18 protein-coding genes and 1 pseudogene are annotated in these 25,225 nt (G+C 75.2%); 9 read left to right on the forward strand and 10 right to left on the reverse strand.

Going from position 1 to position 25,225, the window contains the following annotated elements; genetic code table 11:
* The first annotated feature begins 39 nt into the window (after positions 1 to 39).
* The 4 genes from VM636_RS05240 to VM636_RS05255 are packed head-to-tail and all read left to right on the forward strand — an operon-like array spanning position 40 to position 3,628.
* Positions 40 to 1,143, forward strand: a complete 1,104-nt coding sequence (locus tag VM636_RS05240) for an aliphatic sulfonate ABC transporter substrate-binding protein (RefSeq protein ID WP_030421839.1) — start codon at positions 40 to 42, stop codon at positions 1,141 to 1,143.
* A 36-nt stretch (positions 1,144 to 1,179) separates the two neighbouring features.
* Positions 1,180 to 1,995: an ABC transporter ATP-binding protein gene (locus VM636_RS05245; RefSeq protein ID WP_030421838.1), complete on the forward strand. Its 816-nt coding sequence runs from the start codon at positions 1,180 to 1,182 to the stop codon at positions 1,993 to 1,995.
* Positions 1,982 to 2,878, forward strand: a complete 897-nt coding sequence (locus tag VM636_RS05250) for an ABC transporter permease (RefSeq protein ID WP_030421837.1) — start codon at positions 1,982 to 1,984, stop codon at positions 2,876 to 2,878. Before VM636_RS05245 ends, VM636_RS05250 begins: the two co-directional genes overlap by 14 nt.
* Before the next feature lie 6 nt (positions 2,879 to 2,884).
* The gene (locus VM636_RS05255) at positions 2,885 to 3,628 is read left to right on the forward strand and encodes a sirohydrochlorin chelatase (protein WP_030421836.1); all 744 of its coding nucleotides are present in this window, start codon (positions 2,885 to 2,887) and stop codon (positions 3,626 to 3,628) included.
* A gap of 104 nt (positions 3,629 to 3,732) precedes the next feature.
* Here VM636_RS05255 and VM636_RS05260 read toward each other — a convergent pair whose 3' ends face one another.
* Positions 3,733 to 4,284 carry a DUF1697 domain-containing protein gene (locus VM636_RS05260; protein WP_053913793.1) on the reverse strand — a complete coding sequence of 184 codons (552 nt, stop codon included), beginning with the start codon at positions 4,282 to 4,284 and terminating at the stop codon, positions 3,733 to 3,735.
* 217 nt (positions 4,285 to 4,501) lie between these two features.
* A pseudogene (mgt, locus tag VM636_RS05265) lies at positions 4,502 to 5,741 on the reverse strand (macrolide-inactivating glycosyltransferase).
* A gap of 221 nt (positions 5,742 to 5,962) precedes the next feature.
* On the opposite strand from mgt, the gene VM636_RS05270 reads away from it, so the two are divergent.
* Positions 5,963 to 6,826 carry an aminoglycoside phosphotransferase family protein gene (locus VM636_RS05270; RefSeq protein WP_030420758.1) on the forward strand — a complete coding sequence of 288 codons (864 nt, stop codon included), beginning with the start codon at positions 5,963 to 5,965 and terminating at the stop codon, positions 6,824 to 6,826.
* Positions 6,827 to 6,868: 42 nt separating this feature from the next.
* Here the strand turns inward: VM636_RS05270 and VM636_RS05275 are convergent, their stop codons facing one another.
* Both VM636_RS05275 and VM636_RS05280 read right to left on the reverse strand, forming a co-directional pair.
* Positions 6,869 to 7,597, reverse strand: a complete 729-nt coding sequence (locus VM636_RS05275; protein ID WP_338483607.1) for a 3'-5' exonuclease — start codon at positions 7,595 to 7,597, stop codon at positions 6,869 to 6,871.
* A 106-nt stretch (positions 7,598 to 7,703) separates the two neighbouring features.
* On the reverse strand, positions 7,704 to 8,951 hold the full coding sequence (locus tag VM636_RS05280) for an SAV2148 family HEPN domain-containing protein (RefSeq protein WP_030420756.1): 1,248 nt from the start codon (positions 8,949 to 8,951) through the stop codon (positions 7,704 to 7,706).
* Between the two features lie 396 nt (positions 8,952 to 9,347).
* Between VM636_RS05280 and glgX the strand changes: the two genes are divergently transcribed.
* Together glgX and treY are read left to right on the forward strand one after the other, a co-directional pair.
* The gene (gene glgX, locus VM636_RS05285; RefSeq protein WP_338483610.1) at positions 9,348 to 11,486 is read left to right on the forward strand and encodes a glycogen debranching protein GlgX; all 2,139 of its coding nucleotides are present in this window, start codon (positions 9,348 to 9,350) and stop codon (positions 11,484 to 11,486) included.
* A 46-nt stretch (positions 11,487 to 11,532) separates the two neighbouring features.
* Positions 11,533 to 14,022 (forward strand): malto-oligosyltrehalose synthase, encoded by a 2,490-nt coding sequence (treY, locus tag VM636_RS05290; RefSeq protein ID WP_338483612.1) that lies wholly within the window; start codon positions 11,533 to 11,535, stop codon positions 14,020 to 14,022.
* 211 nt (positions 14,023 to 14,233) lie between these two features.
* Here treY and VM636_RS05295 read toward each other — a convergent pair whose 3' ends face one another.
* Both VM636_RS05295 and VM636_RS05300 read right to left on the reverse strand, forming a co-directional pair.
* Complete coding sequence (locus VM636_RS05295; protein WP_051821382.1) at positions 14,234 to 15,514, reverse strand: M14 family zinc carboxypeptidase; 1,281 nt, start codon at positions 15,512 to 15,514, stop codon at positions 14,234 to 14,236.
* Positions 15,515 to 15,769: 255 nt separating this feature from the next.
* Positions 15,770 to 16,330, reverse strand: coding sequence for a DUF1707 and FHA domain-containing protein (locus VM636_RS05300; protein ID WP_030420752.1), 561 nt, complete (start codon positions 16,328 to 16,330; stop codon positions 15,770 to 15,772).
* A gap of 296 nt (positions 16,331 to 16,626) precedes the next feature.
* Here VM636_RS05300 and VM636_RS05305 point away from each other — a divergent pair, with 296 nt between their 5' ends.
* Positions 16,627 to 17,688 (forward strand): N-acetylmuramoyl-L-alanine amidase, encoded by a 1,062-nt coding sequence (locus tag VM636_RS05305; protein WP_338483615.1) that lies wholly within the window; start codon positions 16,627 to 16,629, stop codon positions 17,686 to 17,688.
* Between the two features lie 186 nt (positions 17,689 to 17,874).
* The gene (treZ, locus tag VM636_RS05310) at positions 17,875 to 19,620 is read left to right on the forward strand and encodes a malto-oligosyltrehalose trehalohydrolase (protein WP_338483617.1); all 1,746 of its coding nucleotides are present in this window, start codon (positions 17,875 to 17,877) and stop codon (positions 19,618 to 19,620) included.
* Between the two features lie 130 nt (positions 19,621 to 19,750).
* On the opposite strand, the gene VM636_RS05315 is transcribed toward treZ, so the two are convergent.
* The 4 genes from VM636_RS05315 to cyc2 form a co-directional block, all read right to left on the reverse strand.
* Positions 19,751 to 20,698 carry an aminoglycoside phosphotransferase family protein gene (locus tag VM636_RS05315; protein WP_338483619.1) on the reverse strand — a complete coding sequence of 316 codons (948 nt, stop codon included), beginning with the start codon at positions 20,696 to 20,698 and terminating at the stop codon, positions 19,751 to 19,753.
* Positions 20,699 to 20,816: 118 nt separating this feature from the next.
* Positions 20,817 to 21,947, reverse strand: coding sequence for a Xaa-Pro peptidase family protein (locus VM636_RS05320; RefSeq protein ID WP_338483621.1), 1,131 nt, complete (start codon positions 21,945 to 21,947; stop codon positions 20,817 to 20,819).
* Between the two features lie 125 nt (positions 21,948 to 22,072).
* Positions 22,073 to 22,675, reverse strand: coding sequence for a PDZ domain-containing protein (locus tag VM636_RS05325; protein ID WP_053913791.1), 603 nt, complete (start codon positions 22,673 to 22,675; stop codon positions 22,073 to 22,075).
* A gap of 116 nt (positions 22,676 to 22,791) precedes the next feature.
* Positions 22,792 to 25,023 (reverse strand): germacradienol/geosmin synthase Cyc2, encoded by a 2,232-nt coding sequence (cyc2, locus tag VM636_RS05330; RefSeq protein ID WP_051821381.1) that lies wholly within the window; start codon positions 25,021 to 25,023, stop codon positions 22,792 to 22,794.
* Between the last annotated feature and the right edge of the window lie 202 nt (positions 25,024 to 25,225).

Raw genomic sequence — 25,225 nt, forward strand, 5'->3', positions numbered from 1 at the left:
TCAGGCGTGAGCGCCGGGCCACCGAGAGGAACACCTCCCGTGCCTGCCACCACCGCCCTGCGCCGTACCCTCGCGGCCCTGGCCGCCCTCCCCCTGCTCACCCTCGCGGCCTGCGGCTACGGCTCCCAGGCGAAGGAGGACGACACGGCGCGGGTCGCCGCGGGCGCCGAGAAGACGGACGGGCTGGACTCCGTCCGGATCGGCTACTTCGGCAACATCACCCACGCCACCGCCCTCGTCGGCCGCCAGAAGGGTTTCTTCCAGCAGGAGCTGGGCGGCACCAAGGCCACCTACGCCACCTTCAACGCGGGCCCCTCCGAGATCGAGGCGCTCAACTCCGGCTCCATCGACATCGGCTGGATCGGCCCGTCCCCGGCGATCAACGGCTACACCAAGTCCGGCGGCAAGAACCTGCGCATCATCGCCGGTTCGGCGTCCGGCGGGGTGAAACTGGTGGTCGACCCCGAGAAGATCCGCTCCGTCGGGGACGTCAGGGGCAAGCGGATCGCCACCCCGCAGCTCGGCAACACCCAGGACGTCGCCTTCCTCAACTGGGTGGCGGAGCAGGGCTGGAAGGTCGACCCGCAGAGCGGCCGGGGCGACGTGACGGTGGTCCGCAGCGACAACAAGGTCACCCCCGACGCCTACCGGGCGGGCTCGCTGGACGGGGCGTGGGTGCCGGAGCCGACCGCGTCCCGGCTGGTCGCCGAGGGCGGCAAGGTGCTGCTGGACGAGGCGGACCTGTGGCCGGACAAGAAGTTCGTGATCACCAACGTCATCGTGTCGCAGAAGTTCCTCGAGGAGCACCCGAAGGCGGTCGAGGCGGTACTGCGGGCCTCGGTCGACGCCAACGAGTGGATCACCGACCACCCGGACGAGGCCAAGGCCGCCGCCAACAGGCAACTGGAGGCCGACACCGGCAAGGCGCTGCCCGCCGGCGTGCTCGACCCGGCGTGGGAGTCCATCCGGCTCACCGACGACCCGCTGGCGGCCACCCTGGACGCCCAGGCGGCGCACGCCGTGAAGGCGGGCCTGCTCGACGAGCCCGACCTCCGGGGCATCTACGACCTCACGCTGCTCAACAAGGTCCGCAGGGCCAAGGGCGAGCCCGCGCTCGACGACGCCGGTCTCGGCATCGGCTGAGCCCGCACACCCGAACCGTCCCAGGAGGTGACGACCATGGCCACGACCCTCGCCACGGCCGCCGACGACACCGCGGCGACCACCGGCCACGCCGCCCGGCTCGCACACGTCTCGAAGTCGTTCGCGGGCCCCGCCGGACCACAACTGGTCCTCGACGACATCACCCTCGACGTCGGGCCCGGCGAGTTCGTCACCCTCCTGGGGGCCTCCGGGTGCGGCAAGTCCACGCTGCTCAACCTGGTCGCCGGACTGGACCGGCCCAGCGCCGGGGCCCTCACGACCGACGGACGCCCGGCCCTGATGTTCCAGGAGCACGCCCTGTTCCCGTGGCTGACCGCGGGCAAGAACATCGAACTGGCGCTCCGGCTGCGGGGCGTGCCCAAGGCCGGCCGGCGCGGCAAGGCGGAGGAACTGCTCGACCTGGTGCGGCTCGGCGGCGCATACGGCAAGCGGGTGCACGAGCTGTCCGGGGGGATGCGGCAGCGGGTGGCGATGGCCCGCGCGCTGGCGCAGGAGAGCCGGCTGCTGCTGATGGACGAGCCGTTCGCGGCGCTGGACGCGATCACGCGGGACGTGCTGCACGACGAGCTGACCCGGATCTGGCGGACCGCGAACGAGGACGGCGGGGCCACCGGCGGGCTGTCGGTGCTGTTCGTCACGCACAACGTGCGCGAGGCCGTGCGCCTGGCCGACCGCGTGGTGCTGCTGTCCTCCCGGCCGGGGCGCGTGGCGCGCGAGTGGACGGTCGGCATCCCGCATCCGCGCCGCATCGAGGACACCGCCGTGGCGGAGCTGTCCGTCGAGATCACCGAAGAACTGCGTGGGGAGATCCGCCGTCATGGCCGGCACTGACACGACGCCCGCCGCCCGCGACGGCGGCGACCTCGCCGGGCTGGAGGCGGGGCTCGACGCGCTGGAGACCGTGCCGGAGGGCCGTACTCCGCTGCGCCGGACCCTGCTCGACAAGGTGCTGCCGCCGGTCCTCGCGGTCCTGCTGGTGCTGGCCGTGTGGCAGGCGCTGGTCTCCTTCCGGATCGTGGACGACCCGTCCCGGCTGCCCGCCCCGCTGGACGTGTGGGACGTGGTGCGGCGCTCCTGGCTCCGGGGCGAGCTGCTCGGCTACATCTGGACCAGCGTCTCGCGCGGTCTGCTCGGCTTCTGCCTCGCGCTGCTGATCGGCACCCCGCTGGGGCTGCTGGTGGCCCGGGTGCGGTTCGTGCGGGCGGCGCTCGGGCCGATCCTCTCCGGGCTGCAGTCGCTGCCGTCGGTGGCGTGGGTGCCGCCGGCCGTGATCTGGCTGGGTCTGAACAACTCCATGATGTACGCGGTCATCCTGCTCGGCGCGGTGCCGTCCATCGCCAACGGGCTGGTCTCCGGCGTCGACCAGGTGCCGCCGCTCTTCCTGCGGGCCGGCCGCACGCTGGGCGCGACGGGGCTGAGGGGCACCTGGCACATCGTGCTGCCGGCGGCGCTGCCCGGGTACGTGGCCGGGCTCAAGCAGGGCTGGGCGTTCTCCTGGCGGTCGCTGATGGCCGCCGAGATCATCGCCTCCTTCCCGGATCTCGGCGTCGGGCTCGGGCAGTTGCTGGAGAACGGCCGCAACGCCAGTGACATGGCGATGGTGTTCGAGGCGATCCTGCTGATCCTGGTCGTCGGCGTCGCCATCGACCTGCTGATCTTCAGTCCGCTGGAGCGGTGGGTGCTGCGCAGCCGCGGTCTGCTGGTGAAGGGCTGATCCGCCGTGCGCCGACCGGTCCTCGTCGTCATCGCCCACGGCAGCCGTGACCCGCGGCACGCCGCGACCGTGCACGCCCTGATCCGCCGGGTGCGGGCGCTGCGTCCGGGGCTCCGGGTGGAGACGGGTTTCCTGGACTTCAACGTGCCGTCCGCGGCGGGGGTGCTGGAGTCCCTGGCGGCGGAGGGGGTGCGGGACGTCATCGCCCTGCCGCTGCTGCTGACCCGGGCCTTCCACGCCAAGGCGGACATCCCGGCGGTCCTCGCCGAGGCACCGGCGCGACTGCGCGTGCGGCGGGCCGAGGTGCTCGGACCGTCGCCGCTGCTGGTGTCGGCGCTGGAGCGGCGCCTGTACGAGGCGGGCCTGACACCCGCCGACAAGTCCTCGACCGGGGTCGTCCTGGCCTCGGCGGGGTCCACCGACCCGGAGGCGATCGCGGTGATCGCAGAAATCGCGCGGGAGTGGCGGCACACCGGTTGGTGCGCCGTGCGGCCCGCGTTCGCCTCCGCCTCCCTTCCCCGTACCGAGGACGCGGTCCGGGAACTGCGGGAGACGGGCTGCCCGCGGGTCGCCGTCGCCCCGTACGTGCTGGCGCCCGGCTTCCTGCCGGACCGCATCGCGCGGGGCGCGGCGCGGGCGGACGTCCTCGCGGACGTGCTGGGTCCGGCGCCGGAGGTGGCGCGGCTGCTGCTCGAGCGGTACGACGGGGCCCGGCTGCGGGAGCGGACCCCGGCCGCGCTGGGCGCCTGACGCCCGGTCCCCTCTCCCCGGGCCGCCGGACTGCCGCCTCCGGCCCGAGCCGCGCCCGCCTCGGTGCCGGACGCCGCCTGGTGCCGACGCATCTCTGACTCAGGTCACTGGGCAGCGGTGAGTTCGGCCAGCTTGACGACGGTGTTCCAGTTGCGGCTGGTGGCGACCAGGCCCTTGGTCAGGCGTGGCCGGGCGAGGATGTCGGCGAGGCGGGAGCGGCCGAGGCCCTCCGGTGCGTACAGGTAGAGGGCGCGGTCGCCGAGGCGGAACTCCTCCGGGAGGTGGGCGGTGCGGTCGATCTCGGCGAAGCGTTCGGCGTCGACGGGCCCGGAGAAATAGGTGACGTGCAGTTGGCGGGCCTCCAGGGTGGCGGCCGGGAACGGGCAGTCGTCGATGACGGAGCGCAGGTAGGCGTGGTCCCGCACGATGACGTCGACCGGGAAGCCGAACCGTTCCCCGACGGCCCGTGCCAGCTCGGCGGCGAGGGACTCCTCGTCTCCGCGCGCGGCGGCGAAGACGGCCTGGCCGCTCTGGAGGTGGGTGCGGACGTCCGTGTGCCCGAGGTCGGTCAGGAGCGCGCGCAGGTCGGCCATCGGCACCTTCCGGTTGCCGCCCACGTTGACCCCGCGCAGGAGTGCCGCGTACATCGTCGTCATGGGGCCAGCCTAGGGCGGGCCGGTGGACGCCGTGGGGGCTTCGGCGGCTCCGGCCGTCGTGCCCCGTGGGGGTCGGCACGAGGGCCGGAGCCGCGGGCCACTCTCGTCCATCGGGGCCCGCCGGTTCAACCGCTGGGCACGCGTGTGACGCATGCGACAGCCGCGCCGGGGCACGGAGGTGACCGCGCCCCGGCGACGGCGGCCCCCGCGGGGCCGGTCAGCCCCGGGCCGCCGCCAGCTCGGCCTCGATCAGGTCGGCCGCGCGGGGCGTGCCGCCCTCCCGGGCCATCCCGTCGCGGACCTCGGCCAGGCGTCGGGCCACCTCCGGGTCGCCCAGCAGGCCGAGGGCGGCCTCGCGCAGGGTCTCGGCGGTCGCGTCCTCGGTGGCCAGGCGCCGGGCGACGCCGAGCCCGACCAGCATGTCGGCGTTGCCGAACTGGTCCACGGCCTGCGGTACGGCGATCATCGGCGTGGCCGTGGCCAGCCCCTCCTGGCTGCCGCCGGCGCCCGCGTGGGTGACGAAGAGGTCGGCCTGCCGGAGCACCGCGAGCTGCGGGACCCAGGGGCGCACCTCCACGGAGTCGGGCACCTCCCCCAGGTCCTCGGCGGTGACGTGCCGGCCGACCTGGAGCACCGTGTGCCAGCCGGGGAGGCGGGCGAAGGCCCGGACGCACTCCCGGTAGAAGGCGGGCTGCCGGGTGAAGGAGGAACCGAGGGAGACGAGGACGACCTTCTCGGCGCCGGCCGGGCGCTGCCAGTCGCCCTCGCCGGAGCGGTCGCCCTGGCAGGCGCCGACGAAGCTGTGCACGCGCTCGTCGACCCGGTCGGCGTTGGGCTGGAGCACCTTCGGGATCAGCACCAGGGAGCGGTCGGGCCGGCCGACGAACGGGTCGGGGTGCCGGGTGATCCCGTTCTCCTCCAGCCAGGCGTGGAAGCGCGCGTAGTACGCCCGGCCGCGTTCGGTGGTCAGCGGCTCGGCCCACATCGGCTCGGAGACCTCCTTCTCGTACCCCTCCCAGGCGACCAGGTTCGGCGAGAGGGAGACGGCGGGCACGCCCCAGCGGTGGGCCAGGACGCGGGCCGGGTAGGAGGTGATGTCGTGCAGGACGAGGTCCGGGGTGTCGCCCTCGTAGGCGGCGGCGAGCTGCGGGAGGGCCTGGATCGCGTCGTCGAGGAAGGGCTCCACGTTGTCGAGCAGGGTGGAGCCCCAGGCGGACGGGTCCGCGTCGGGGCCGGGCAGGGTGCTGGTCCACAGCCGGGGTTCGGCGCCGGTCTCGGCCACCTTCTCGGCGAAGTGCGGGGGGATCGCGTAGGTCACGCGGTGACCTCGCGCCACGAGTTCACGGATCACCTCCAGACTGGGGTTCACGTGGCCGTGGGCGGCGACGGAGAACATGGCGAGGTGCGCGGGACGGGTCATGCGGACGACCATAGGCGAGACGATACGTCTCGTACAAAGGTTTTTCCGCGGCGGTCCGGTCGCCCGCCCTCCCGGCCGGTCCCCGGCCGGTCCCCGGCCGGGAGGGGGCACCGCGCACACGGCCCCACCTGTGCGAATGGGAGACTGGCCGGTGGATGGCGGACACCGCGGCGCCCTGGGCGCCCGGGCCACGGGCCGTCCCCCGCCGGCACGCCGTCGACGGAGAAACGGCCGAGCACGGACACGGAGGACGGACGGATGGACGAGGCACGGGCCCGGGAGGTGCTGGACGCGGCCGGGGTGCTGCCCGGCCCGGCGCGGGAGGCACGACTGCTCGCGCTGGGCGAGAACGCGGTGTTCGCCGCGGGCGGCCTCGCGGTCAAGGTGGGCCGGGACGCCGAGTTGCTGGAGCGCGCCCGCCGGGAGCTGGCCATCGCGGTGTGGCTGGAGGAGGCCGGGGTGCCCGCGGTGCGGGCGGCCGACCCGAAGGCGCTCTTCGTCGACGGGCACCCGGTGACCGTGTGGCACCGGCTGCCCGACCCCGTACGGCCGGCCGAGCCGCGGGACGTGGCCGCGCTGCTGCGGCTGGTGCACGCCCTGCCCGCGCCGGACTTCCCGCTGCCCCCGCGCGATCTGCTGGCCGGCGTGGAGCGGTGGCTGCGGCTCGCGGGCGACGTGGTCGACCCGGCGGACGCGGCCTACCTGCGCCGGCGCCGGGACGGTTTCGCGGAGGCCGCCGCCGCGCTCGCCCCGCACCTGCCGCCGGGCCCCATCCACGGCGACGCGCTCCCCCGCAACGTGCACGTGGGCCCCGACGGGCCGGTCCTGGTGGACCTGGAGACCTTCTCCACCGACCTGCGCGAGCACGACCTGGTCGTGATGGCGCTGAGCCGGGACCGCTACGGGCTGCCCGCCGCGGCGTACGACTCCTTCACCGAGACCTACGGCTGGGACGTGCGTGCCTGGGACGGCTGCGCGGTGCTGCGGGGCGCCCGGGAGACGGCGAGCTGCGCGTGGGTGGCGCAGCACGCGCCGAGCAACCCCAAGGCGCTGGCCGAGTTCCGGCGCCGGGTGGCCTCCCTGCGGGACGGCGATCCGACGGTGCGCTGGTACCCCTTCTGATCCCGGCGTCCCGCGGGGCGGGCGGCGGCCGGGGGCGGCCGGTCAGACGCGGGCGCCGGCGTCGGCCGCCTCGCGCAGCGGCCAGGCGCCGTCGACGACGGCCGTGGGGTCGCCCTTGCGGCGCAGGTATCCCTGGAAGTCCGCCGCCCACTCGGCGCACCACCGGATCTGACGGCGGTGCAGCTCCGCCGGGGCGAGGGCGGCGACCTTGGGGTGGCGGACGGCTATCGCGGTGGCGAGCCGGGCCGCGGCGAGCGCGTCCGCCCCCGCGTCGTGCGCCGCGTCCAGCTCCACCCCGTACTCGGCGCAGACCGCCTCCAGGTTCCGCTTGCCGCGGCGGTACCGGTCGACGGACCGGTCGATGACGTACGGGTCGACGACCGGGGCCGGATCGCGTCCGCCCAGGCGCTCGCGCAGCGACGGCAGCCCGTACCGGCGCAGTTCGGCGCAGAGCAGGGTCAGGTCGAAGGCGGCGTTGTACGCGACGACCGGGGCGCCCGCCTTCCAGTGGTCGGCGAGCACGCTCGCGACGGCGTCGGCGACCCGGTCGGCGGGCCGGCCCTCGGCCGTCGCGCGCTCGTTGCTCACGCCGTGCACGGCGACGGCGTCCGCCGGTATCTCCACGCCCGGGTCGGCGAGCCACTCCCGGCGGCCGGCCGGTGCGCCGTCACGGACCTCGATCACGGCGGCCGTGACGATGCGCGCCTCGTGCGGGTCGGTGCCCGTCGTCTCCAGGTCGAAGCCGATCAGCGGCTCCCGGTGCCAGCCCATGGGCGGTCCCCCTCCTCGGTGATGCGTCCCCCCAGTGGTTCCCACCTTCGCACGCGGCACTGACAACACCGGGCGGCCGGTCCCGCCGCCGGGCCGGGACGGACACTCAGGACACCGGGCGCGAATCCGCCCACATCAGCTCGAACTCCTCGCGGTACGCGGGGAAGAGCCCCGCCTCGTCCAGGGGGTCCGCTTTGACGACCTTTCCGCCGTTGCGTCCGTTGCGCAGGACCATCACCGGCGTCTCGATGCCCCGGGTGCGGGCCAGGTAGGACTGGACCACGGCGATGCCGTCGGAGCCGTCGCCGTCGACGAGGTAGGCGGTGAAGCGGGGCGTCTCGTCGAAGACCTGGATCTCGAAGGCGCCGGGGTCCCGCAGCCGCGAGCGCACCCGGCGCATGTGCAGGATGTTCATCTCCACGGCGCGGCTCAGCTCGCCCCGCTTGACGCCGAGTTCGCGCTCGCGGCGCTTGACCGCGCTGGAGGCCGGGTTGAGGAAGAGCAGCCGCACCCGGCCGCCGGCCTCGGCCAGGCGCACCAGCCGGCGCCCGGAGAAGTTCTGCACGAGCAGGTTGAGGCCGATGCCGAGGGCGTCCAGCCGGCGGGCGCCGCCGAAGATGTCCTCCGCCGGGAACTGGCGCAGCAGCCGGACCCGGTCGGGGTGGACGGCGACCACGTCGGCGTAGCGGTCGCCGACCAGGTCCTCGACCGCGTCGACGGGCAGCCGGCGCGCGGAGGGCACGTCGCTGCCCGCGCCGAGCACCTCCAGCAGCCGCGCCGAGGCCCGTTCGGCCTGGCTGAGCACCGCCTCCGACAGGGCCCGGTTGCGGGAGACGACGTTGCGGGTGACCTCCAGTTCGTCCAGGGCGAGTTCGACGTCGCGCCGCTCGTCGACGTAGGGCTCGAAGCAGGGCCAGTGCTGCACCATCAGCTCCCGCAGCTGCGGCAGCGTGAGGAAGCTGAGCACGTTGTCGTCGGCGGGGTCGAGGAGGTAGCCCTTGCGGCGGCTGACCTCGCGGACCGCGACCGCGCGCTGCACCCATTCCTGGCCGGCGGGGCCGGCGGCGGCGACCACCCAGTCGTCGCCGTGGACGGGTTCGTAGACCGGCCGGAGCACGGCGGCCACGACCGTGCGCAGCCGCTGCTCGACGAGGTTCAGCCAGATGTAGGCGCGGCCCGCCCGCTGGGCCCGGGTGCGCACCTCGTGCCACGCCTCGGCGCCCCAGTCCAGTTCCGGGCCGATGGCGCCCACGCTCATCGGCCGTGCCAGGGACACCGCGCCGGGCCGGACGTCCGGGGAGTCCCCCTCGCGACCCTCGTCACCAGGGGGCAGTTCCCGCCCTCCCGAGCCCACCCGCGCACCGCCTTCCGCTCCCCGGCTCTCCCGGGGCACCACCTGTCCCAACGATCAAGGAAGGGTACTCCGGGAGCGGTGCGCCGTGCAGCCCGATGGTCAGGCTCGTCGTCCCAACGAGCGTGATCCACGGGGCCGTTCCGGTCTCGGACGGCCACGGGAGTGAGCGGATTCATCACGCGTTCACAGCGCGCGGACCGTCCACGCCCGCGGACCGGCGAGCCGGGGCGCGCCGCGCGGTCGCCCGCTCCCGGAGCACGGCGCGCGGGCGGCCCGGGGGGCGCGGTCCGAACGGGGGGCGCCCCGGGCGCGCTCACAGGTGGCGGGAGCGACTTTCGGGGAGACTCGGAGCCAGGGCGCCGGCACCGGCGCCACACACCGGGGAGAGTCGAGTCCATGCAGGTCTGGCCTGGAGAGGCGTATCCGCTCGGCGCGACGTACGACGGCGCCGGGACCAACTTCGCGGTCTTCACGGAGGCCGCCGACCGAGTGGAGCTGTGCCTGCTCGACGACGACGGCTCGGAGACCCGGGTCGAGCTGCGGGAGAGCGACGCGTTCGTCCGGCACGCCTACGTGCCCGGCGTGATGCCGGGCCGGCGCTACGGCTACCGCGTGCACGGCCCGTACGCCCCGGAGCGCGGGCTGCGCTGCAACCCCGCGAAGCTGCTCCTGGACCCGTACGCGCGGGCGGTCAGCGGGTCCGTCCGGTGGGGCGAGGAGGTGTACGGCTACCACTTCGGCCAACCCGAACGGCGCAACGACCTCGACTCGGCCCCGCACACCATGACCTCGGTCGTGGTGAACCCGTACTTCGACTGGGGCGACGACCGCCTCCCCCGGACGGAGTACCACCACACGGTGATCTACGAGGCGCACGTCAAGGGCCTGACGATGCGGCATCCGGCACTGCCGAAGGAGCTGCGGGGCACCTACGCGGCCCTCGCCCACCCGGCGGTCCTCGACCACCTGGTCACGCTGGGCGTCACGGCGCTGGAGCTGATGCCGGTGCACCAGTTCGTCAACGACCACCGGCTGGCCGACATGGGGCTGGCCAACTACTGGGGCTACAACACGATCGGTTTCTTCGCCCCGCACAACGCCTATGCCTCCTGGGGCGACCGCGGCCAGCAGGTGCTGGAGTTCAAGTCGGCGGTGAAGGCGCTGCACGAGGCGGGGATCGAGGTGATCCTCGACGTGGTCTACAACCACACCGCCGAGGGCAACCACCTGGGTCCGACGCTGTCCCTCAAGGGCCTCGACAACCCGTCGTACTACCGGCTCACGGACGACCGCCGCTACTACATGGACACGACCGGTACGGGCAACTCGCTGCTCATGCGGTCCCCGCACGTCCTCCAGATGATCATGGATTCGCTGCGGTACTGGGTCACCGAGATGCACGTCGACGGGTTCCGCTTCGACCTGGCCGCCACGCTCGCCCGGCAGTTCCACGAGGTGGACCGGCTCTCCTCCTTCTTCGACCTGGTGCAGCAGGACCCGGTGGTCTCGCAGGTCAAGCTGATCGCCGAGCCCTGGGACCTGGGCGAGGGCGGCTACCAGGTGGGCAACTTCCCGCCGCTGTGGACCGAGTGGAACGGCAAGTACCGGGACACGGTGCGCGATCTGTGGCGCGGTGAGCAGCGCACCCTCGCGGAGTTCGCCTCGCGGCTGACCGGCTCCTCCGACCTGTACCAGAACGACGGACGGCGCCCGCTGGCGTCCATCAACTTCGTCACCTGCCACGACGGCTTCACCCTGCGCGACCTGGTGTCCTACGAGCACAAGCGCAACGAGGCCAACGGCGAGGACAACCGGGACGGCGAGAACCACAACCGCACCTGGAACTGCGGTGCCGAGGGCGAGACCGACGATCCGGGTGTACGGGCGCTGCGCGGGCGCCAGATGCGGAACATCATGGCCACCCTGCTGCTCTCCCAGGGCGTCCCGATGATCAGCCACGGCGACGAGTTCGCCCGCACCCAGCGCGGCAACAACAACGCCTACTGCCAGGACAACGAGCTGGCCTGGGTCGCCTGGCCCGGCGCCGACGCCACCGGGGCCGCCGACACCGACCTGCTGGAGTTCACCCGCGCGATGGTGTGGCTGCGCAAGGACCACCCCGTCTTCCGCCGGCGCCGCTTCTTCCACGGGCGGCCCGTGGAGGGCACCCACGACGAGCTGTCGGACATCGTCTGGTTCACCCCCGAGGGCACGGAGATGACCCAGCGGGACTGGACCTCGGCACGGGCCTCCGCGCTCACCGTCTTCCTCAACGGCAACGCGATCTCCGAGCCGGGCCCGCGCGGCGAACGGGTCCTCGACGACTCCTTCCTGCTGCTGTTCAACGCCTCCCCGAAGACCCTCGGCTTCGTGGTGCCCCTCGACCACGGCCGGCAGTGGGAACTGGTCGTCGACACCGCCCGCCCCGCGGGCGTGCCGGACGCGGTGACCAAGGTGCAGGCCGGCGACCGGCTGACCCTCACCGACCGCAGCCTGGCCGTCCTGCGCCGCCCCGCCCAGCCCGTACACCCGTAAAGGGGGCCTGTGAGACGAAACGGGACGGCCCGGGTACGTACCGGTCATGACGTCTGAGCGACACCGCCCGCCGGTCCCCCCGATCCCCACGGCCACCTACCGGCTGCAGCTCCAGCCCGCCTTCCCCTTCGCGGCCGCGGCGGCGGCCGTGCCCTACCTGGCCTCGCTCGGCGTGTCGCACCTGCACCTCTCCCCCGTCCTGGAGGCGGTCCCCGGCTCGGCGCACGGCTACGACGTCGTGGACCACGCGCGCGTGCGCGGCGAACTGGGCGGCGAGGAGGGGCTGCGGGAGCTGGCGCGCGCCGCGCGGGGGCACGGGCTGGGCCTGGTGGTGGACATCGTGCCGAACCACATGGCGATGTCCCCGCGCCACAACCGCGCCCTGTGGGAGGTGCTGCGCGAGGGCCCCGGGTCACCGTACGCGCGCTGGTTCGACATCGACTGGGAGGCGCAGGGCGGGCAGGTGCTGCTGCCGGTGCTCGGCGGCCCCCTCGGCGAGGTGCTGGAGGGCCTGCGGACCGAGGACGGGGTGCTGCGCCACGGGGACCAGGTCTTCCCGCTCCGGGAGGGCACCGAGGGCCTGCCGCTGCCCGAACTGCTGGACGCCCAGTGGTACCGCCCGGTGTGGTGGCGGCTGGCCCGCACCGAGCTGAACTACCGGCGGTTCTTCAGCGTCTCGGAGCTGATCGGGGTGCGGGTGGAGGACCCGGAGGTCTTCGAGGCGACCCACGCCACCGTCCTGCGGCTGCTGCGCGAGGGCGTGGTCGACGGGCTGCGCGTCGACCACCCGGACGGGCTCGCCGACCCCGGCGGGTACCTGCGGCGGCTCGACGAGGCGACCGGCGGCCGGTGGACCGTGGTCGAGAAGATCCTCGCGGACGGGGAGCGGCTGCCGGCCGGCTGGCCCGTCGCCGGCACCACCGGCTACGAGTCCCTGCGCCACGTCGACGCCCTCTTCACCGACCCGGACGGCGCCGCCGGACTCCTCGCCGCCTACCGCGACTTCGCCGGCCCCCCGGCGGACCGGGGCGGCGACTGGGCGGCGACGGTGCGGCGCTCGGCGTACGAGGTGCTCTCCCACGAGCTGGCCGCCGAGACCGAGCGGCTGACCCGGGTGGCCCACCGGCTCTGCGCGTCCTCGCCGGTGGCCACGCTGCGCGACCGGGCGCCGTGGGCGCTGCGCACCGCCCTGCGCGAGCTGCTGGTCCGCCTGGACGTCTACCGGCCCTACGCACCGGCCGACGCGGCCCGGCTGATCACCGGGCGGGTGGTGGCCGAGGCGCGGCGCGCCTTCACCGTGCCGGAGGAGGCGGGCGCGGTGGACGCGGTCCGGGACCTGCTGACCGGCCGGGCGGGGGAGGGCCCGGAACACGAGGAGTTCCGGGCCCGGTTCGCGCAGACCTCCTCCGCGCTGCGCGCCAAGTCGGTGGAGGACCGGGCCTTCTACCGCCACGTGCCGCTGCTGTCGGCCGGGGAGGTCGGCGGCGATCCGGGGCGGCCGGCGCTGCCGCCCGGGGAGTTCCACGCCTTCTGCGCGGACCTCCAGCGCGAGCGGCCCGCGGCGGGGACGGTGCTCTCCACCCACGACACCAAGCGCAGCGCCGACGTGCGGGCCGCGCTCGCCGTCCTCGCCCAGTGCCCCACGGCCTGGGCCGAGGTGGTGGCGAAGGCCGCGGCCGAGGCTCCCCGGGCGCCGGACGGCGTACTGGCCTGGGCGGCGTGGCAGACGGTGTTCGGGCTGGGACCGGCCGACGGCGGCCGGGTGCGGGAGGCGCTGGTGAAGCACGTCCGCGAGGCCGGTCTGCACACCACCTGGACGGAACGGGACCCGGAGTACGAGGAGGCGGTGGCGCGGTTCCTGGCGGCGGGGCCGTGCGGTGCGCCGGGCGAGCGGGTGGCCGCCTTCCGGGCGGAGCTGGAGCCGCACATCCGGGCCCACCTGCTCGGCGCGGCGCTGGTCCACCTGACGATGCCGGGCGTGCCCGACCTCTACCAGGGCACGGAGGGCGAGTACCGGGCGCTGGTGGACCCGGACAACCGGGCTCCCGCGAGCTTCCCGCCCGTCGCCGGCCCCGGGGAGAAGGGGGCGGTGACGCGGGCCGCGCTGGCGCTGCGCTCCCGCCGGCCGGGGGTCTTCGGCGAGGGCGCCTCCTACGCCCCGCTGACGGCCGAGGGGCCGGCGGCGGAGCACTGCGTGGCCTTCGTCCGCACCGGGGCGGCCCTGACCGCGGTGACCCGGCTGTCGCTGCGGCTGGCGGAGGCGGGCGGCTGGCGCGGCACGGAGCTGGCGCTGCCGCCGGGCCGCTGGTCCGACCTCCTCGCCCCCGGCCGGGCGCACACGGGCCGGGTCCGCGTCGCGGACCTCTTCCGGGAACTGCCGGTGGCCCTGCTCGAACGCGAGGACCCGGCGGACGCGGGGAACACGACGGCCACCGCGAGCCCGGCGGAGACGGGAAGCATCGCGGAGACGGGAAGCACGGGAAGCACCGCAGAGACGGGAAGCACCGGGAGCACGGCGCACCTGACGGCCGGGTGACCAGGGCGCGCACGGCCGACGCGAGCGGCGCGGCACCCACGACGGCCACCGCGAGCCCGGCGGAGACGGGAAGCACCGCGGAGACGGGAAGCACCGGGAGCACGGCGCACCTGACGGCCGGGTGACCAGGGCGCGCACGGCCGACGCGAGCGGCGCGGCACCCACGACGGCCGCGGCGGCCCGCTGAGGGGCGCCCGCGGGGCCGGGCGCGTCAGCCCGAGGGCAGCAGGCCGCGCGGCGCGTGCCGGGCGGCCAGTTCGAAGGCGGCGAGCACCACCCTGGTCTGGTACTCCGCCTGCCGGGCCACCGGTATCCAGCGGGCCCCGAAGGACTCGTGGTAGTCGGCGCACCAGGCGTCGAGGAGCCGGTCCAGCTCGGGCAGCGCGTCCGCCGGATCGCGCCCGGCGCGGGTCACCACCTGGTGCAGGAGCCCCGCCGTCCGCAGCGCCAGCCGCCGCCCGGCGATGCGCAGGGCCGCCAGGCGGGCGGTGCTCATCGGCGGCAGGGGGCGGCCCGTGCCGTCGTCGGTGTCCGGGTCCCAGGCGTCGGCGAGCCGGGGGCAGACGAGGAGGTAGTCGTCGACCGGCGCCAGCAGCCGGGCCGCGTCGGGGCCCGCCGCGTGCGGCCGGATCCGGGCGAGGAGCCCGCGCAGCCGCCGCGTGTCGTGGCGCAGCGTGCGGCTCACCGCGCGCAGCACCGCGTCCGCGTCGGCCGGGGCCGACGTGTCGCCGACGGCGGCCACGCCCCACATGGGCGCTTCCACCACCGCCGTGACGGTGCCGTGGCGGCGCGGGTGGCACCAGGTCGAGTCGACGGCGGCCTCGGTGATGGCGGCGGTCAGGTCGCCCGAGCGGGGCGGCGGTATCCGGTAGACGGCGGGCCCGAGGCCGGGCCAGTACAGGGCGTCGTAGGCGCCGAGTTCGCGGGGGATGCCGAGGCGGGTCGCGGCGTGCGCCATCCGCCGGGCGAGGCCGGGCAGTTCGTCGGTGACCTCGGCGAAGCCGCCGCCGACGTCGACGCCGTGCAGGGAGCACTGGACGAAGGGCCGCAGCTCGTCCTGGAGGGCGAGCAGGACGCGGGTCTCGGGCAGCGTGGCGCGGCCGGGACCGTCGGGCAGCCACTCGGGCTGTTCCAGGAAACCGGGCCGGAAGAAGTGGCGCGCGTAGCGCCCGAGGGTGTACGGGCCGGTCAGCCAGCCCTCGTTGTGGCGCAGTCCGTCGGGGTCGGCGCTCAGCAGCAGGTTCCAGGTGGCGTCGGCGGCCTCGGTGAGCCGGGGGTCGGCCAGGGCGCGTTCGGCCAGGCGCAGGACGGTGGCGCCGCCGACGGGTTCGTTGGCGTGCGGTCCGGCGACGACGAGGGCCTGGCGTCCGCCCCGGCCGACCGAGAGCAGGAGCAGCGGGGTCCCGGCGCGGGAGGTGCCGACGCGGCGCAGCCGGGCCCGGCCGGGATGGCGGGCGGCGAGTGCGGCGGCACGGGCGCCCAGTTCGTCCACGGTCGGGTAGCGCGGGAGGGGCGACAGGACACACCTCCACGAATCGGGCCGCCGGGTCACCGGGCGTGCGCGGTGTACGCACAGTCAGTCACGTGCCGGGGTGTACGTCAACACTCGGAACGGCAAAGGGACGTGGGCCCTCCGGGCGCGTCCCGCCGCTCCCCGGCCCGGCCCCGCCGCACCGTCCCGCACCCGGCGGCCCCGGTCACCGCGGGCGCGCCCGCCGGTGCCGGGCACCCCGGCGGGCGCGTGCCGTCAGCTCGCGGCGAGGCGGAACACGGTGCGGCCGAAGCCGATCTGGTCGCCCTCACGGACGACGGCGGCGCCGATCACCCGCCGCCCGTTGACCGTGGTGCCGTTGGTGGAGCCGAGGTCGCGCAGCACCCACATGCCGCCCTGCCGGGTCAGTTCGGCGTGCACGCGGGAGACGGTCTCGTGGGTGAGCCGCAGCCCGTTCGCCGGGTCGCGCCCTATCCGCAGCGGGTGGCCGGTGCCCGGGTGCGGCAGCAGCAGCTTGGGCAGCCGCTCGGCCTGCCAGGCCCGCCGCACCCGGACGCCGAAGCCGGAGACCGCCTCGACGGCCCCGAACACCAGCCGGGAGGCCCGCCCCTCGGAGCGCAGGTCGGCGGTGAGCACGGCCAGTTCCTCGGACCGGCGGGCCACCAGGGCCAGTTCCATGCGGCGCACGAACGTGTCGTGGGAGAGACGGCCCGCCGCGACGCCGTCCCGCAGCACCTTCAGCGCCCGGTCCCGCTCGGCGTCGGACAGCCGGACGAGAGCGGGCGGAGGAGTGTTGGACTCGAAGGTCGACATGATCCGTTACCCCGTTTTCCCGCCGCGGCCCCAGGTGCCCGTTGCTCCTGTTCCTCCGTACACACCGAATGTTTACACCCCGGCCGTCCCCGTCCACACCCCGCTGTGCCACATGTCCGTAACTCCCCCGCCCCTGCGGCGTGCCCCGCGGCGGGCCGGAGGTTGCCGCGAAGGGGTGGTTTCAGCCGAACGGGTCGCCTGGAAGCGGAAGATGACGTTGACTCGGTCCGGGACCCCCGCACCGTCGTGTCCGCGGTCGGACCGTCTTTCGGCACCGCGACGGCTGAGAGGACAGCACATTGGCCACACCCCTGACCGCCACCCGGCTGGTCGCCGCCCTCAAGGCCGAGGGCTGCACCGTCCGCGAGGTCCGCTCCTGGCGGACCCACCACCGCAACGCCAAGGGCGCCTGGGGACCCGTGAACGGGGTGATGGTCCACCACACCGTCACCGGCCCCGGCACGGACGTCGTCGGCCTGATCTACGACGGGCACAGCACCCTGCCCGGCCCGCTGGCCACCGGCTGCATCACCAAGGACGGCACCGTCCACCTCACCGGCAACGGCCGCGCCAACCACGCCGGCGGCGGCGACGGGGCAGTGCTCACCCAGGTCATCAACGAGTCCTACGGCGACCGCCCCACGCCACCCGCCAAGCACGAGGGCGCTCCGGGCGCCGTCGACGGCAACGCCCGCTTCTACGGCTGGGAGTGCGAGAACGCCGGCGACGGCAAGGACCCGTGGCCGCGCGCCCAGTACGTGGCGATGGTCCGGGCCACGGCCGGGGTCTGCCGGGCGCACGGCTGGAGCGCCAAGTCCGCCATCGGACACCTGGAATGGAGCGACTGGAAGTCCGATCCGCGCGGCTTCGACATGAAGGACTTCCGCCGGGACCTCGCCGACTGCCTGGCGCTCCCGGCGGGACAGTGGCAAGGAGACGGAGACGACATGCCCCAGTACGTGAACCTCGGTGTCGCCGAGCACTACACCCTGCGGCCCGGTGTCTGGGACTCGATCGAGTTCACCGCCGAGTGGAGCGACGAGACCGGCGACCACCTCTCGGGCGGCGCCGTGTTCGCCCGCGGCCCGGCCCGCTTCACCGGCAGCCTCAGCCTGGGCGTGGCCGATCTGCCGGTCGGCGACGTGGTCCAGGTCCGCATGTCCGAGTTCGAGGTGGACACGCACAAGGCGGACCACCCGGCCCACGAGGTGATCGGCACATCCGGCGGCTCCTTCGCCATCGTCCCCCTGACGAAACGGATCGGCAGGAACCGCCGGATGCGGGTGCGCCTGCTCAACCAGTCCCCGGCCCCCGTGAAGATCACCAGCGCGGTGCTGACCGTCCTGGTCTGGAAGGAGTGAGGACCCCCGGCCCGCCGTGACCGCCTCCCGGCGCGGGCCGCCCGCCCTCCGGCACGCCGGGTGCCGTCCCGGTGTCCGCGCGGAGGGCGACACCCGCGCGCAAGGGTGACATTCCCCAGCGCGGTGATCGCTTTTGCTGGACCATGGACGGGATCGTCACGGAGAGCAGACGAAGGGGTACCGTCCGTGCAGTTCGAGGTGTGGGCGCCGGGGGCCGGCGAGGTGGCGCTGACGTGCGACGGCGTCACGAGCGCGATGGAGAGCGATCCGGAGCGCCCGGGGTGGTGGTGCGGGCGGGCCCTGGCCGGGGACGGCTCGCGGTACGGCTTCGCGGTCGACGGCGGGCCCGTGCTGCCCGACCCGCGCGCCCGCCGCCTGCCGGACGGCCCCGACGGACTCGCCGCGGTCGTCGACCACGGCCGGTACGAGTGGCACGCCCCGTGGCGGGGCCGTCCGCTCCCCGGCGGCGTCCTGTACGAGCTGCACGTGGGCACGTACACCCCCGAGGGCACCCTCGACGCCGCCGCGGAACGGCTCGATCACCTCGCCGGCCTGGGCGTCACCCACGTCGAGCTGATGCCGCTGTGCCCCTTCCCGGGCCGGCACGGCTGGGGGTACGACGGGGTCGCCCCCTGGGCCGTGCACGAGCCGTACGGCGGTCCCGAGGCGCTCAAGCGGTTCGTGGACCGGGCGCACGGGCTGGGCCTGGGCGTCGTCCTGGACGTGGTCCACAACCACCTCGGCCCCTCCGGCAACCACCTGCCCGCCTTCGGCCCGTACTTCACCGAGACCCACCACACCCCCTGGGGCGCCGCGGTGAACCTGGACGCGCCCGGCTCCGACGAGGTCCGGGCGTACCTGCGGGAGAGCGCCCTCGCCTGGCTGCGGGACTACCGGATCGACGGACTGCGCCTGGACGCCGTGCACGAGCTGGCCGACAACCGGGCCCTGCCCTTCCTGGAGGAGCTGTCGCGGGGCGTGGACGCGCTCGCCGCCGACCTGGGCCGCCCGCTGTTCCTGATCGCCGAGTCCGACCGCAACGACCCGCGGACCGTGACCCCGCGCGCGGAGGGCGGCCTCGGCGTGCACACCCAGTGGAACGACGACTTCCACCACGCCCTGCACACCGCCCTGACCGGCGAGGCGCAGGGGTACTACGCCGACTTCGCGCGGGCCCCGCTGGCCGCGTTCGCCAAGACGCTGACCCGGGGCTTCTTCCACGACGGCACCTACTCGTCCTTCCGGGGGCGCCACCACGGCCGCCCGCTGGACCGCACCCGGCTCGCCTCGCACCGGCTGACCTGCTACGCGCAGAGCCACGACCAGATCGGCAACCGTGCCCGGGGGGAGCGGCTCGCGGCCCTGGTCTCCCCCGGGCTCGCCGCCTGCGCGGCGACACTGACGCTGACGGCCCCCTTCACGCCGATGCTGTTCATGGGCGAGGAGTGGGCGGCGGGCACGCCCTGGCAGTACTTCGCCGACCACACCGACCCCGGCCTCGCGGAGGCGGTACGGCGGGGCCGGCGGCGGGAGTTCGCCGCGCACGGCTGGCGGGAGGAGGACGTGCCCGACCCGCAGGACCCGGCGACCCGCGACCGCTCCTGCCTCGACTGGTCCGAACCGCGGCGCGAGCCGCACGCGCGGGTGCTGGACTGGTACCGCCGGCTGATCGCGCTGCGCCACGCGGAGCCCGACCTGAGCGACCCCGACCTCGCGGACACCCGGGTCGCCTTCGACGAGGAGGGCCGCTGGCTGGCGTTCCGGCGCGGAGACCTGCGCGTCGCGGTCAACCTGGGCCCCGGCCCTGCCCTGATCCCGCTGGGCGCCCGGCCGGCCCGGGTGCTCGCGGCGTGGGAGCCGGTGGACCCGCCGGGGGCGGACGGGCTGCTGCGGCTGCCGGGCGAGTCGAGCGTGGTCCTCTTCCAGGAGTGAGGGCGCCGGGGCGGCCCCGTCCGCCACGCGCCGCCGGCACGACGACGCCCCCGACACGGTGGCTCTCTTCGGCCGGCTCGCGGGACTTCCGGCCGGCCCGCGACCGCGCCGCGTGGCCGGACCGGCCGGGCTACCAGGGCGCGGTGTCGTCGTCCCCGCCGTCACCGCGCAGTTCCGTGACCCGCTCCAGGAGGATCGCCTCCCAGGCCCGGCGCAGCCGGGCCCGCAGCACCGGCAGCGGCGGCGGCGCGGGGTCCTGCCCGGCAAGGGCGCGGGCGAGGTGCGCCACCGCGTCGCAGCGGGCCAGCCACAGGCCGCGCAGGCAGGGCCGGGCCCCGTAGCCGGCGAGGGTCGCGGCGCGGACGGCGGCGGGGGACCCGACGGCGAGCGCGAGGCCGGCGATGTCCTCGGCGGGGTCCCCGAGGACCGCGTCCGCCCAGCCGAGCACCCCGCGCACCCGGCCGTCGGCGGCGACGACGAGGTGGTCGTCGGCCAGGGTGTGGTGGACGAGGGCCACCGTGCCGGGCGCCACGCCGAGCTGGGCCGTCGCCGCACCGGTGAGCTGCGCGAGCCGGGCCGGGTCGAACTCGTCGGCCACGGCGAGCCGGCGGGCGGCGGTCCCGGCGGACCCACGCAGCGCCTCCAGGGAACGCGCCGGGGCCCTCGGCACGCCCAGCGACTCGGCCTGCCGCGGCGGCACCTCGCGCAACCCCGTCAGCAGCGCCGCGAGGTCCGCCTCACCGACGGCGGACACGGAGTGGTCCTCGGCGGAGCCGCCGGGCAGCCGGGCGTCCAGGGTGTAGGTGAGGCCGGGTGCCCACTCGCCGTGCGCCACCGTGACGGGCACGGCGACGGGGACGTGGGCGCGGACCAGGTCGCGCAGGCGCGGCTCGCGGCGCCGGCGGGCCGCGGTGTCGCGGTCGGTGGCCAGGCGCAGCACGTGGCGGGCACCGACCCACCAGGTGGCCCGCCCGGCGCCCTCGGCGGCGGGCGCCACGTCGGGGGCGGTGCCCCGCGGGAGCAGGGAGCCGACCAGCCGTCGGACGGTGTCCTCGGTCGGAATGGGTGCCTGGGTCATGGTCGTGCCGTCGTCTTCCGGGTCCTCTTCCGGTCCTGTGCCGGGCCGGCCGGCCTCGCGCCCGGTGCGCGGGGCGTGCGGGGTGCCGGCTCCGGTGGTGGGGGCGTCGCGCCGGGGGTCATTCCACGACGACCATCTCCCGGGTGGTGTCGTTGAGCCGCCGGCCGCCGTCCTCGGTGACGGTGACGATGTCCTCGATGCGGACCCCGAAGCGGCCGGGCAGGTAGACGCCGGGTTCGACGGAGAAGCACATGCCGGGCAGCAGCGGCTGCTCCTCCCCCTCGATCATGTACGGCGGCTCGTGGGTGGTGACGCCGATGCCGTGCCCGGTGCGGTGGATGAAGTACGGCCCGTACCCCCCGCCGTCGATCACCGCGCGGGCGGCGCGGTCGACGTCCTGGCAGGCGGCGCCGGGCCGCACCGCGCGAAAGCCCGCCTCCTGCGCCTCGCGGACCAGGTCGTGCACCCGGCGTTCCTCCTCGGTGGGCGCGCCGACGTGGACGGTGCGGGAGGTGTCGGAGCCGTAGCCGTCCTTGAGGCCGCCGAAGTCGAGGACGATCATGTCGCCGTCCCGGATGACGCGGTCGCCGGCCTCGTGGTGCGGGTTGGCGCCGTTGGGGCCGGAGGCGACGATGGTGAAGTCGACCCGGGAGTGCCCGAAGCGGCGCAGCAGCGCGTCGAGGTCGGCGGCGACGTCGCTCTCGCGGCGGCCGGCGAAGCGGACGGTGAGGATCTCCTCGAAGGCCGCGTCGGCGGCGGCGCCGGCCGCCGCCATCAGCTCCAGTTCGGCCGGGTCCTTGACGGCGCGCAGCAGCGGCAGCGCCTCGGTGAGGGCGGCGTACGAGGTGCCGGGCAGGGCGTTTTGCAGGCCGAGCAGGTGCAGGGCCCAGGTGTTGTCGCTGACGCCGAGGCGTCCGCCGCCGTCGAGGAGGGCGGCGGTGGCGGCGTAGGGGTCCTGGCCGTCGGTCCAGTCGCGCAGGGTCAGCGCGGGCGCTCCGGCGGCCTTCTCGGCGTCGGGGGCCTCCAGGGCGGGCACGACGAGGACGGGGCGACGGCCGGGGGCGAGGACGAGCAGGGTGAGCCGTTCGGTGTCGGCGGAGGGCGCGTAGCCGGTGAGCCAGACCAGGTCGGGGCCGGGGGCGACGAGCAGACCGGCCAGCCCGGCGTCGGCGGCCGACCGCACGGCGCGTGCCATGCGGGCCCGGTAGTCGTCAGCGGTGAAGCGCGCAGCGGGTGTGCCGCCGGTCATCCGGTCCTCCTGGGCGGGCGGAAAAGGTGCCTATGGGCAGCATCCTGCCCGTTCGGCGGGACCGGCGCGAACCGGCCACCGCACCGCTCGCCTCCGGCCACGCCCCCTCCGCGGGCCGGCGGCGGTCAGGTGGCGACGCCCGGTACCGCCGTCAGCTGCTGGTACCCGCCGCCGGCGTGGCGCACCGTCACCTTGACCGGGGTGCCGGGTTCGGCGCGGGCGACGGCGCGGGCGAGGTCGGCGGCCGAGTCCACGCGGGCGGTGCCGAAGGTCAGCAGGACGTCGCCGCGGACCAGTCCCGCCGCGTACCCGGGGCCGGGGACGTGGATGCCGACGACCAGGGCGCCCGGCCGCCGGTCGTCCACGGCCTCGACGCCGAGGGTGGCGGTGGGCGGTGCCGGGTCGGCGGCGGGCCCGGGGGCGGTGCCGGCGGACGGCTGCGGCGGGGCCGCCCGCACGTCCGCCGCCGGGCCCTGGGCCGGCGCCGTCCCGGCGGCGGGCCCGGACTGCCCGGTGAGCCGGTGCGCGCCGAGCAGGGTGGTGCCGACCGTGCCGAGTCCGACGCCGGCCAGCAGCAGCACGACGGCGCCGACCGTGGCGAGCAGCACGGTCGCCGCCCGCCGACGGCCGCGGCGCACGGGGTGCGGGGGGCGGTCGGGACCGGGCGCGGTGCCGGTCCCGGGGTCCCGGCCCGGCATGGGCTTGGGGCGCAACGCTGTCTGTTCCATGGCTCTCGTCTCCTCCGGCAGGGGACCTACCCCGCCCGCCGGCGCGTCACGAGCCACGAACGGGTGAGAGCGCCGGCGTCCGGGTGCCGCCCCCGGCGCTCGGGCGCCGCCCGGTCTCAGCCGAGCGGGCCGGCCACCACCGTCGCCGCCGCGCCGGGCGCCCGGGGGACGGGCAGCGACGGCGGCCGGTCCGGGAGGAAGCCGTGGGTGCGCCGGGCCAGGTAGTCGGCCTGGTAGCGGGGCACGTTGCGGTGCCAGTTGAGGATGCCGGCCATCCAGTTCTGCAGGTCGGTCACATAGGTGTCCATCACCGCGCGCGCTTCGTCCGAGAGCTGGAAGTCGTCGTAGACGATGGGCAGTTCGTGGGCGACGACGTGTTCGAACTGGCGCATGCGCTGGGTCATCAGGTCGTGCACGACGCGCAGGCCGGAGGGGTAGTCGATGCCGAAGAAGTTCTGCACGACGAGGATCGCGTTGTGGATCTCGCCCTCGTACTCGATCTCCTTCTGGTACGAGAAGACGTCGTTGAGGAGGCAGGCGTAGTCGATGGCCGCGTTCTCCAGGGAGCGGACGGGGCCGCTGCGGTAGACCTCGGGCGGCACGGCCGGGCCGTGTCCGGCGCGGCACAGGCCGAGCGTGAGGTCGGAGCCGAAGGTGGCCCGCCGCATCTCCAGGTAGTCCACGGGGTCGGGGACGCGGTGCTGGATCTGGTTGGACAGCTCCCACACCCAGGACTCGGTCATGACGTCCACGGCGTCCTTGAGCGGACGGCGCTGCTCGGGCGTCATGGCGGCCGTGGTGCGCTCCCACAGGTCGATCAGGGAGCGCTCCATGGCGTTGGCGGGCGGGGGCACGGGCTCGCCGTCCAGCGGCATGCAGGCGGAGAGGCGGGCGGTGGTCAGGCGGGCGGCGGCCAGGTCGCGGCGGTGGCCGTAGACCAGCGGGTAGTAGTCGTCGCCGTAGGTGCCGAAGGCCAGCCAGTCGGAGGCGAGGTCCAGTTGCTCCTGGGTGGCGTCGGGGTCGAGTCCGGCCGCGCAGAGCGGGAGGTCGCAGCCGGCCAGCTTGTCCTCGTCCCACACGCCCTCGGCGAGGATGCCCATGCGCTGCGACCACTCCAGCAGGTGGCGCCGGGAGCCGTCGAGGTGGGGGCTCAGCTCCAGCGGGTAGGGCATGCGCATCTCGGGGATGAGGGAGGGGCCGACCTTCGGGTACGGCACGTGGCCGTAGGGGCGCAGCCGGTCGGGCTGCCGGAAGGCGGCGGGCACGGCGCCGAGGGGGCCGCCGGCGAGCAGCGCGCCGATGTCGGCGGCGGCGGTGCCGGGTCCGGCCGGGACCTGCCAGGGGGAGCCGGTGCGCGCGCCCTCGTTCATGTAGCGGCTGGAGCGCATGTGCCACTCGTGGCCGCCGGACTGCCAGTCCTGGAGGCCCTTGGCGTACGCGGCGACGGCGGCGGTCTCGGCGGGGGTGAGGGCGTTCTCCAGGGCGACCGGGGGCACTTCGGTGAACGCGGTGTGCTCGAACTGGGTGAGCCGGGAGGTGAGGACGTCGTTGACGAGGTCGGCGGCCTCCTGGGTGGTGCAGCCGAAGAAGGTCTCCAGCACCAGCACGCCGTTGCTCAGTTCGCCCTCGTCCTCGACCTCCCGCTGGTAGGAGAAGAGGTCGTTGCGCAGGTGGACGGCGTCGGAGAAGGTCTCCATCAGCACGCGCAGCGGCCGGGTGCCGGCCACGGAGGCGGGCACCTCGGCGGTGGCGTACTCCACGAGCCCGGCCGACCAGGGGGCGCCGCCGACCTTGCGGCGCATCTCGATGTACTCGACCGGGTTGGCGATCCGGCCCTCGTTGATGTTGGACAGCTCCCACAGGGACTCGTTGAGCAGGTGCTCGGTGGCGAGGGCGAAGCGGCGGCGCCAGCCGTCGGACATGGCGGGCACGGTGCGCCGCCACAGGTCGGCGAGTCCGGCCTCCACCGGGTTCCGCGGCTCGGGCGTCTCGGCGGCGGGATCGAGCGGCATGAACAGCGGCAGCCGGTCCAGGTGGGCCTTGCCGGCCACGCGGTCCTGGGTGCGCTTGTACTTCTCCAGGAAGTGGTCGTCGAAGAAGAAGACCCACACGTACCAGTCGGTGATGAGGGAGAGCGCGGGACCGTCGCAGTCGGGGTGGGTGTAGGCGCACAGCAGTCCGTAGTCGTGCGCGTCGAGGTCGTCCTGCTCCCAGACTCCGGAGCCCTCCAGCATGCCCATCTCGCGGGCCCACGTCGTCGAGTGGGTCCGGGCCTCGTCGAGGTGGGGGTTGAGCCGCGCGGGATGCGGCAGGTAGAAGTGCGGGAGTCGGAAGGGCTGTCGCGTCATGCGTGGGCACTACCCAGGGCGTTCCGGAGGCATCCGCGGGCCCGGACATGATCACACCATCGCGTGAACCACGCCGGTTCCGGGCACCTTCCGCCGACTTGCCCCCCTCACGCGCGGTGGCGCGGGCCGCCCAACTGGCCCCGGCCACCCCGAGAACCGGCCGCCCCGAGGCCCGGCCGCCCCGAGGCCCGGCCGCCCCGAG

The organism is Streptomyces sp. SCSIO 75703 (assembly GCF_036607905.1).
Classification (GTDB): Bacteria; Actinomycetota; Actinomycetes; order Streptomycetales; family Streptomycetaceae; genus Streptomyces.

Coding starts and splice junctions, on each gene's coding strand:
- VM636_RS05320 (WP_338483621.1), bottom strand. CDS start 21,947: ATGACCGGCGGCACACCCGCTGCGCGCTTCACCGCTGACGACTACCGG.
- VM636_RS05245 (WP_030421838.1), top strand. CDS start 1,180: ATGGCCACGACCCTCGCCACGGCCGCCGACGACACCGCGGCGACCACC.
- VM636_RS05270 (WP_030420758.1), top strand. CDS start 5,963: ATGGACGAGGCACGGGCCCGGGAGGTGCTGGACGCGGCCGGGGTGCTG.
- VM636_RS05250 (WP_030421837.1), top strand. CDS start 1,982: ATGGCCGGCACTGACACGACGCCCGCCGCCCGCGACGGCGGCGACCTC.
- VM636_RS05315 (WP_338483619.1), bottom strand. CDS start 20,698: ATGACCCAGGCACCCATTCCGACCGAGGACACCGTCCGACGGCTGGTC.
- glgX (WP_338483610.1), top strand. CDS start 9,348: ATGCAGGTCTGGCCTGGAGAGGCGTATCCGCTCGGCGCGACGTACGAC.
- VM636_RS05275 (WP_338483607.1), bottom strand. CDS start 7,597: ATGGGCTGGCACCGGGAGCCGCTGATCGGCTTCGACCTGGAGACGACG.
- cyc2 (WP_051821381.1), bottom strand. CDS start 25,023: ATGACGCGACAGCCCTTCCGACTCCCGCACTTCTACCTGCCGCATCCC.
- VM636_RS05260 (WP_053913793.1), bottom strand. CDS start 4,284: ATGACGACGATGTACGCGGCACTCCTGCGCGGGGTCAACGTGGGCGGC.
- VM636_RS05325 (WP_053913791.1), bottom strand. CDS start 22,675: ATGGAACAGACAGCGTTGCGCCCCAAGCCCATGCCGGGCCGGGACCCC.
- treY (WP_338483612.1), top strand. CDS start 11,533: ATGACGTCTGAGCGACACCGCCCGCCGGTCCCCCCGATCCCCACGGCC.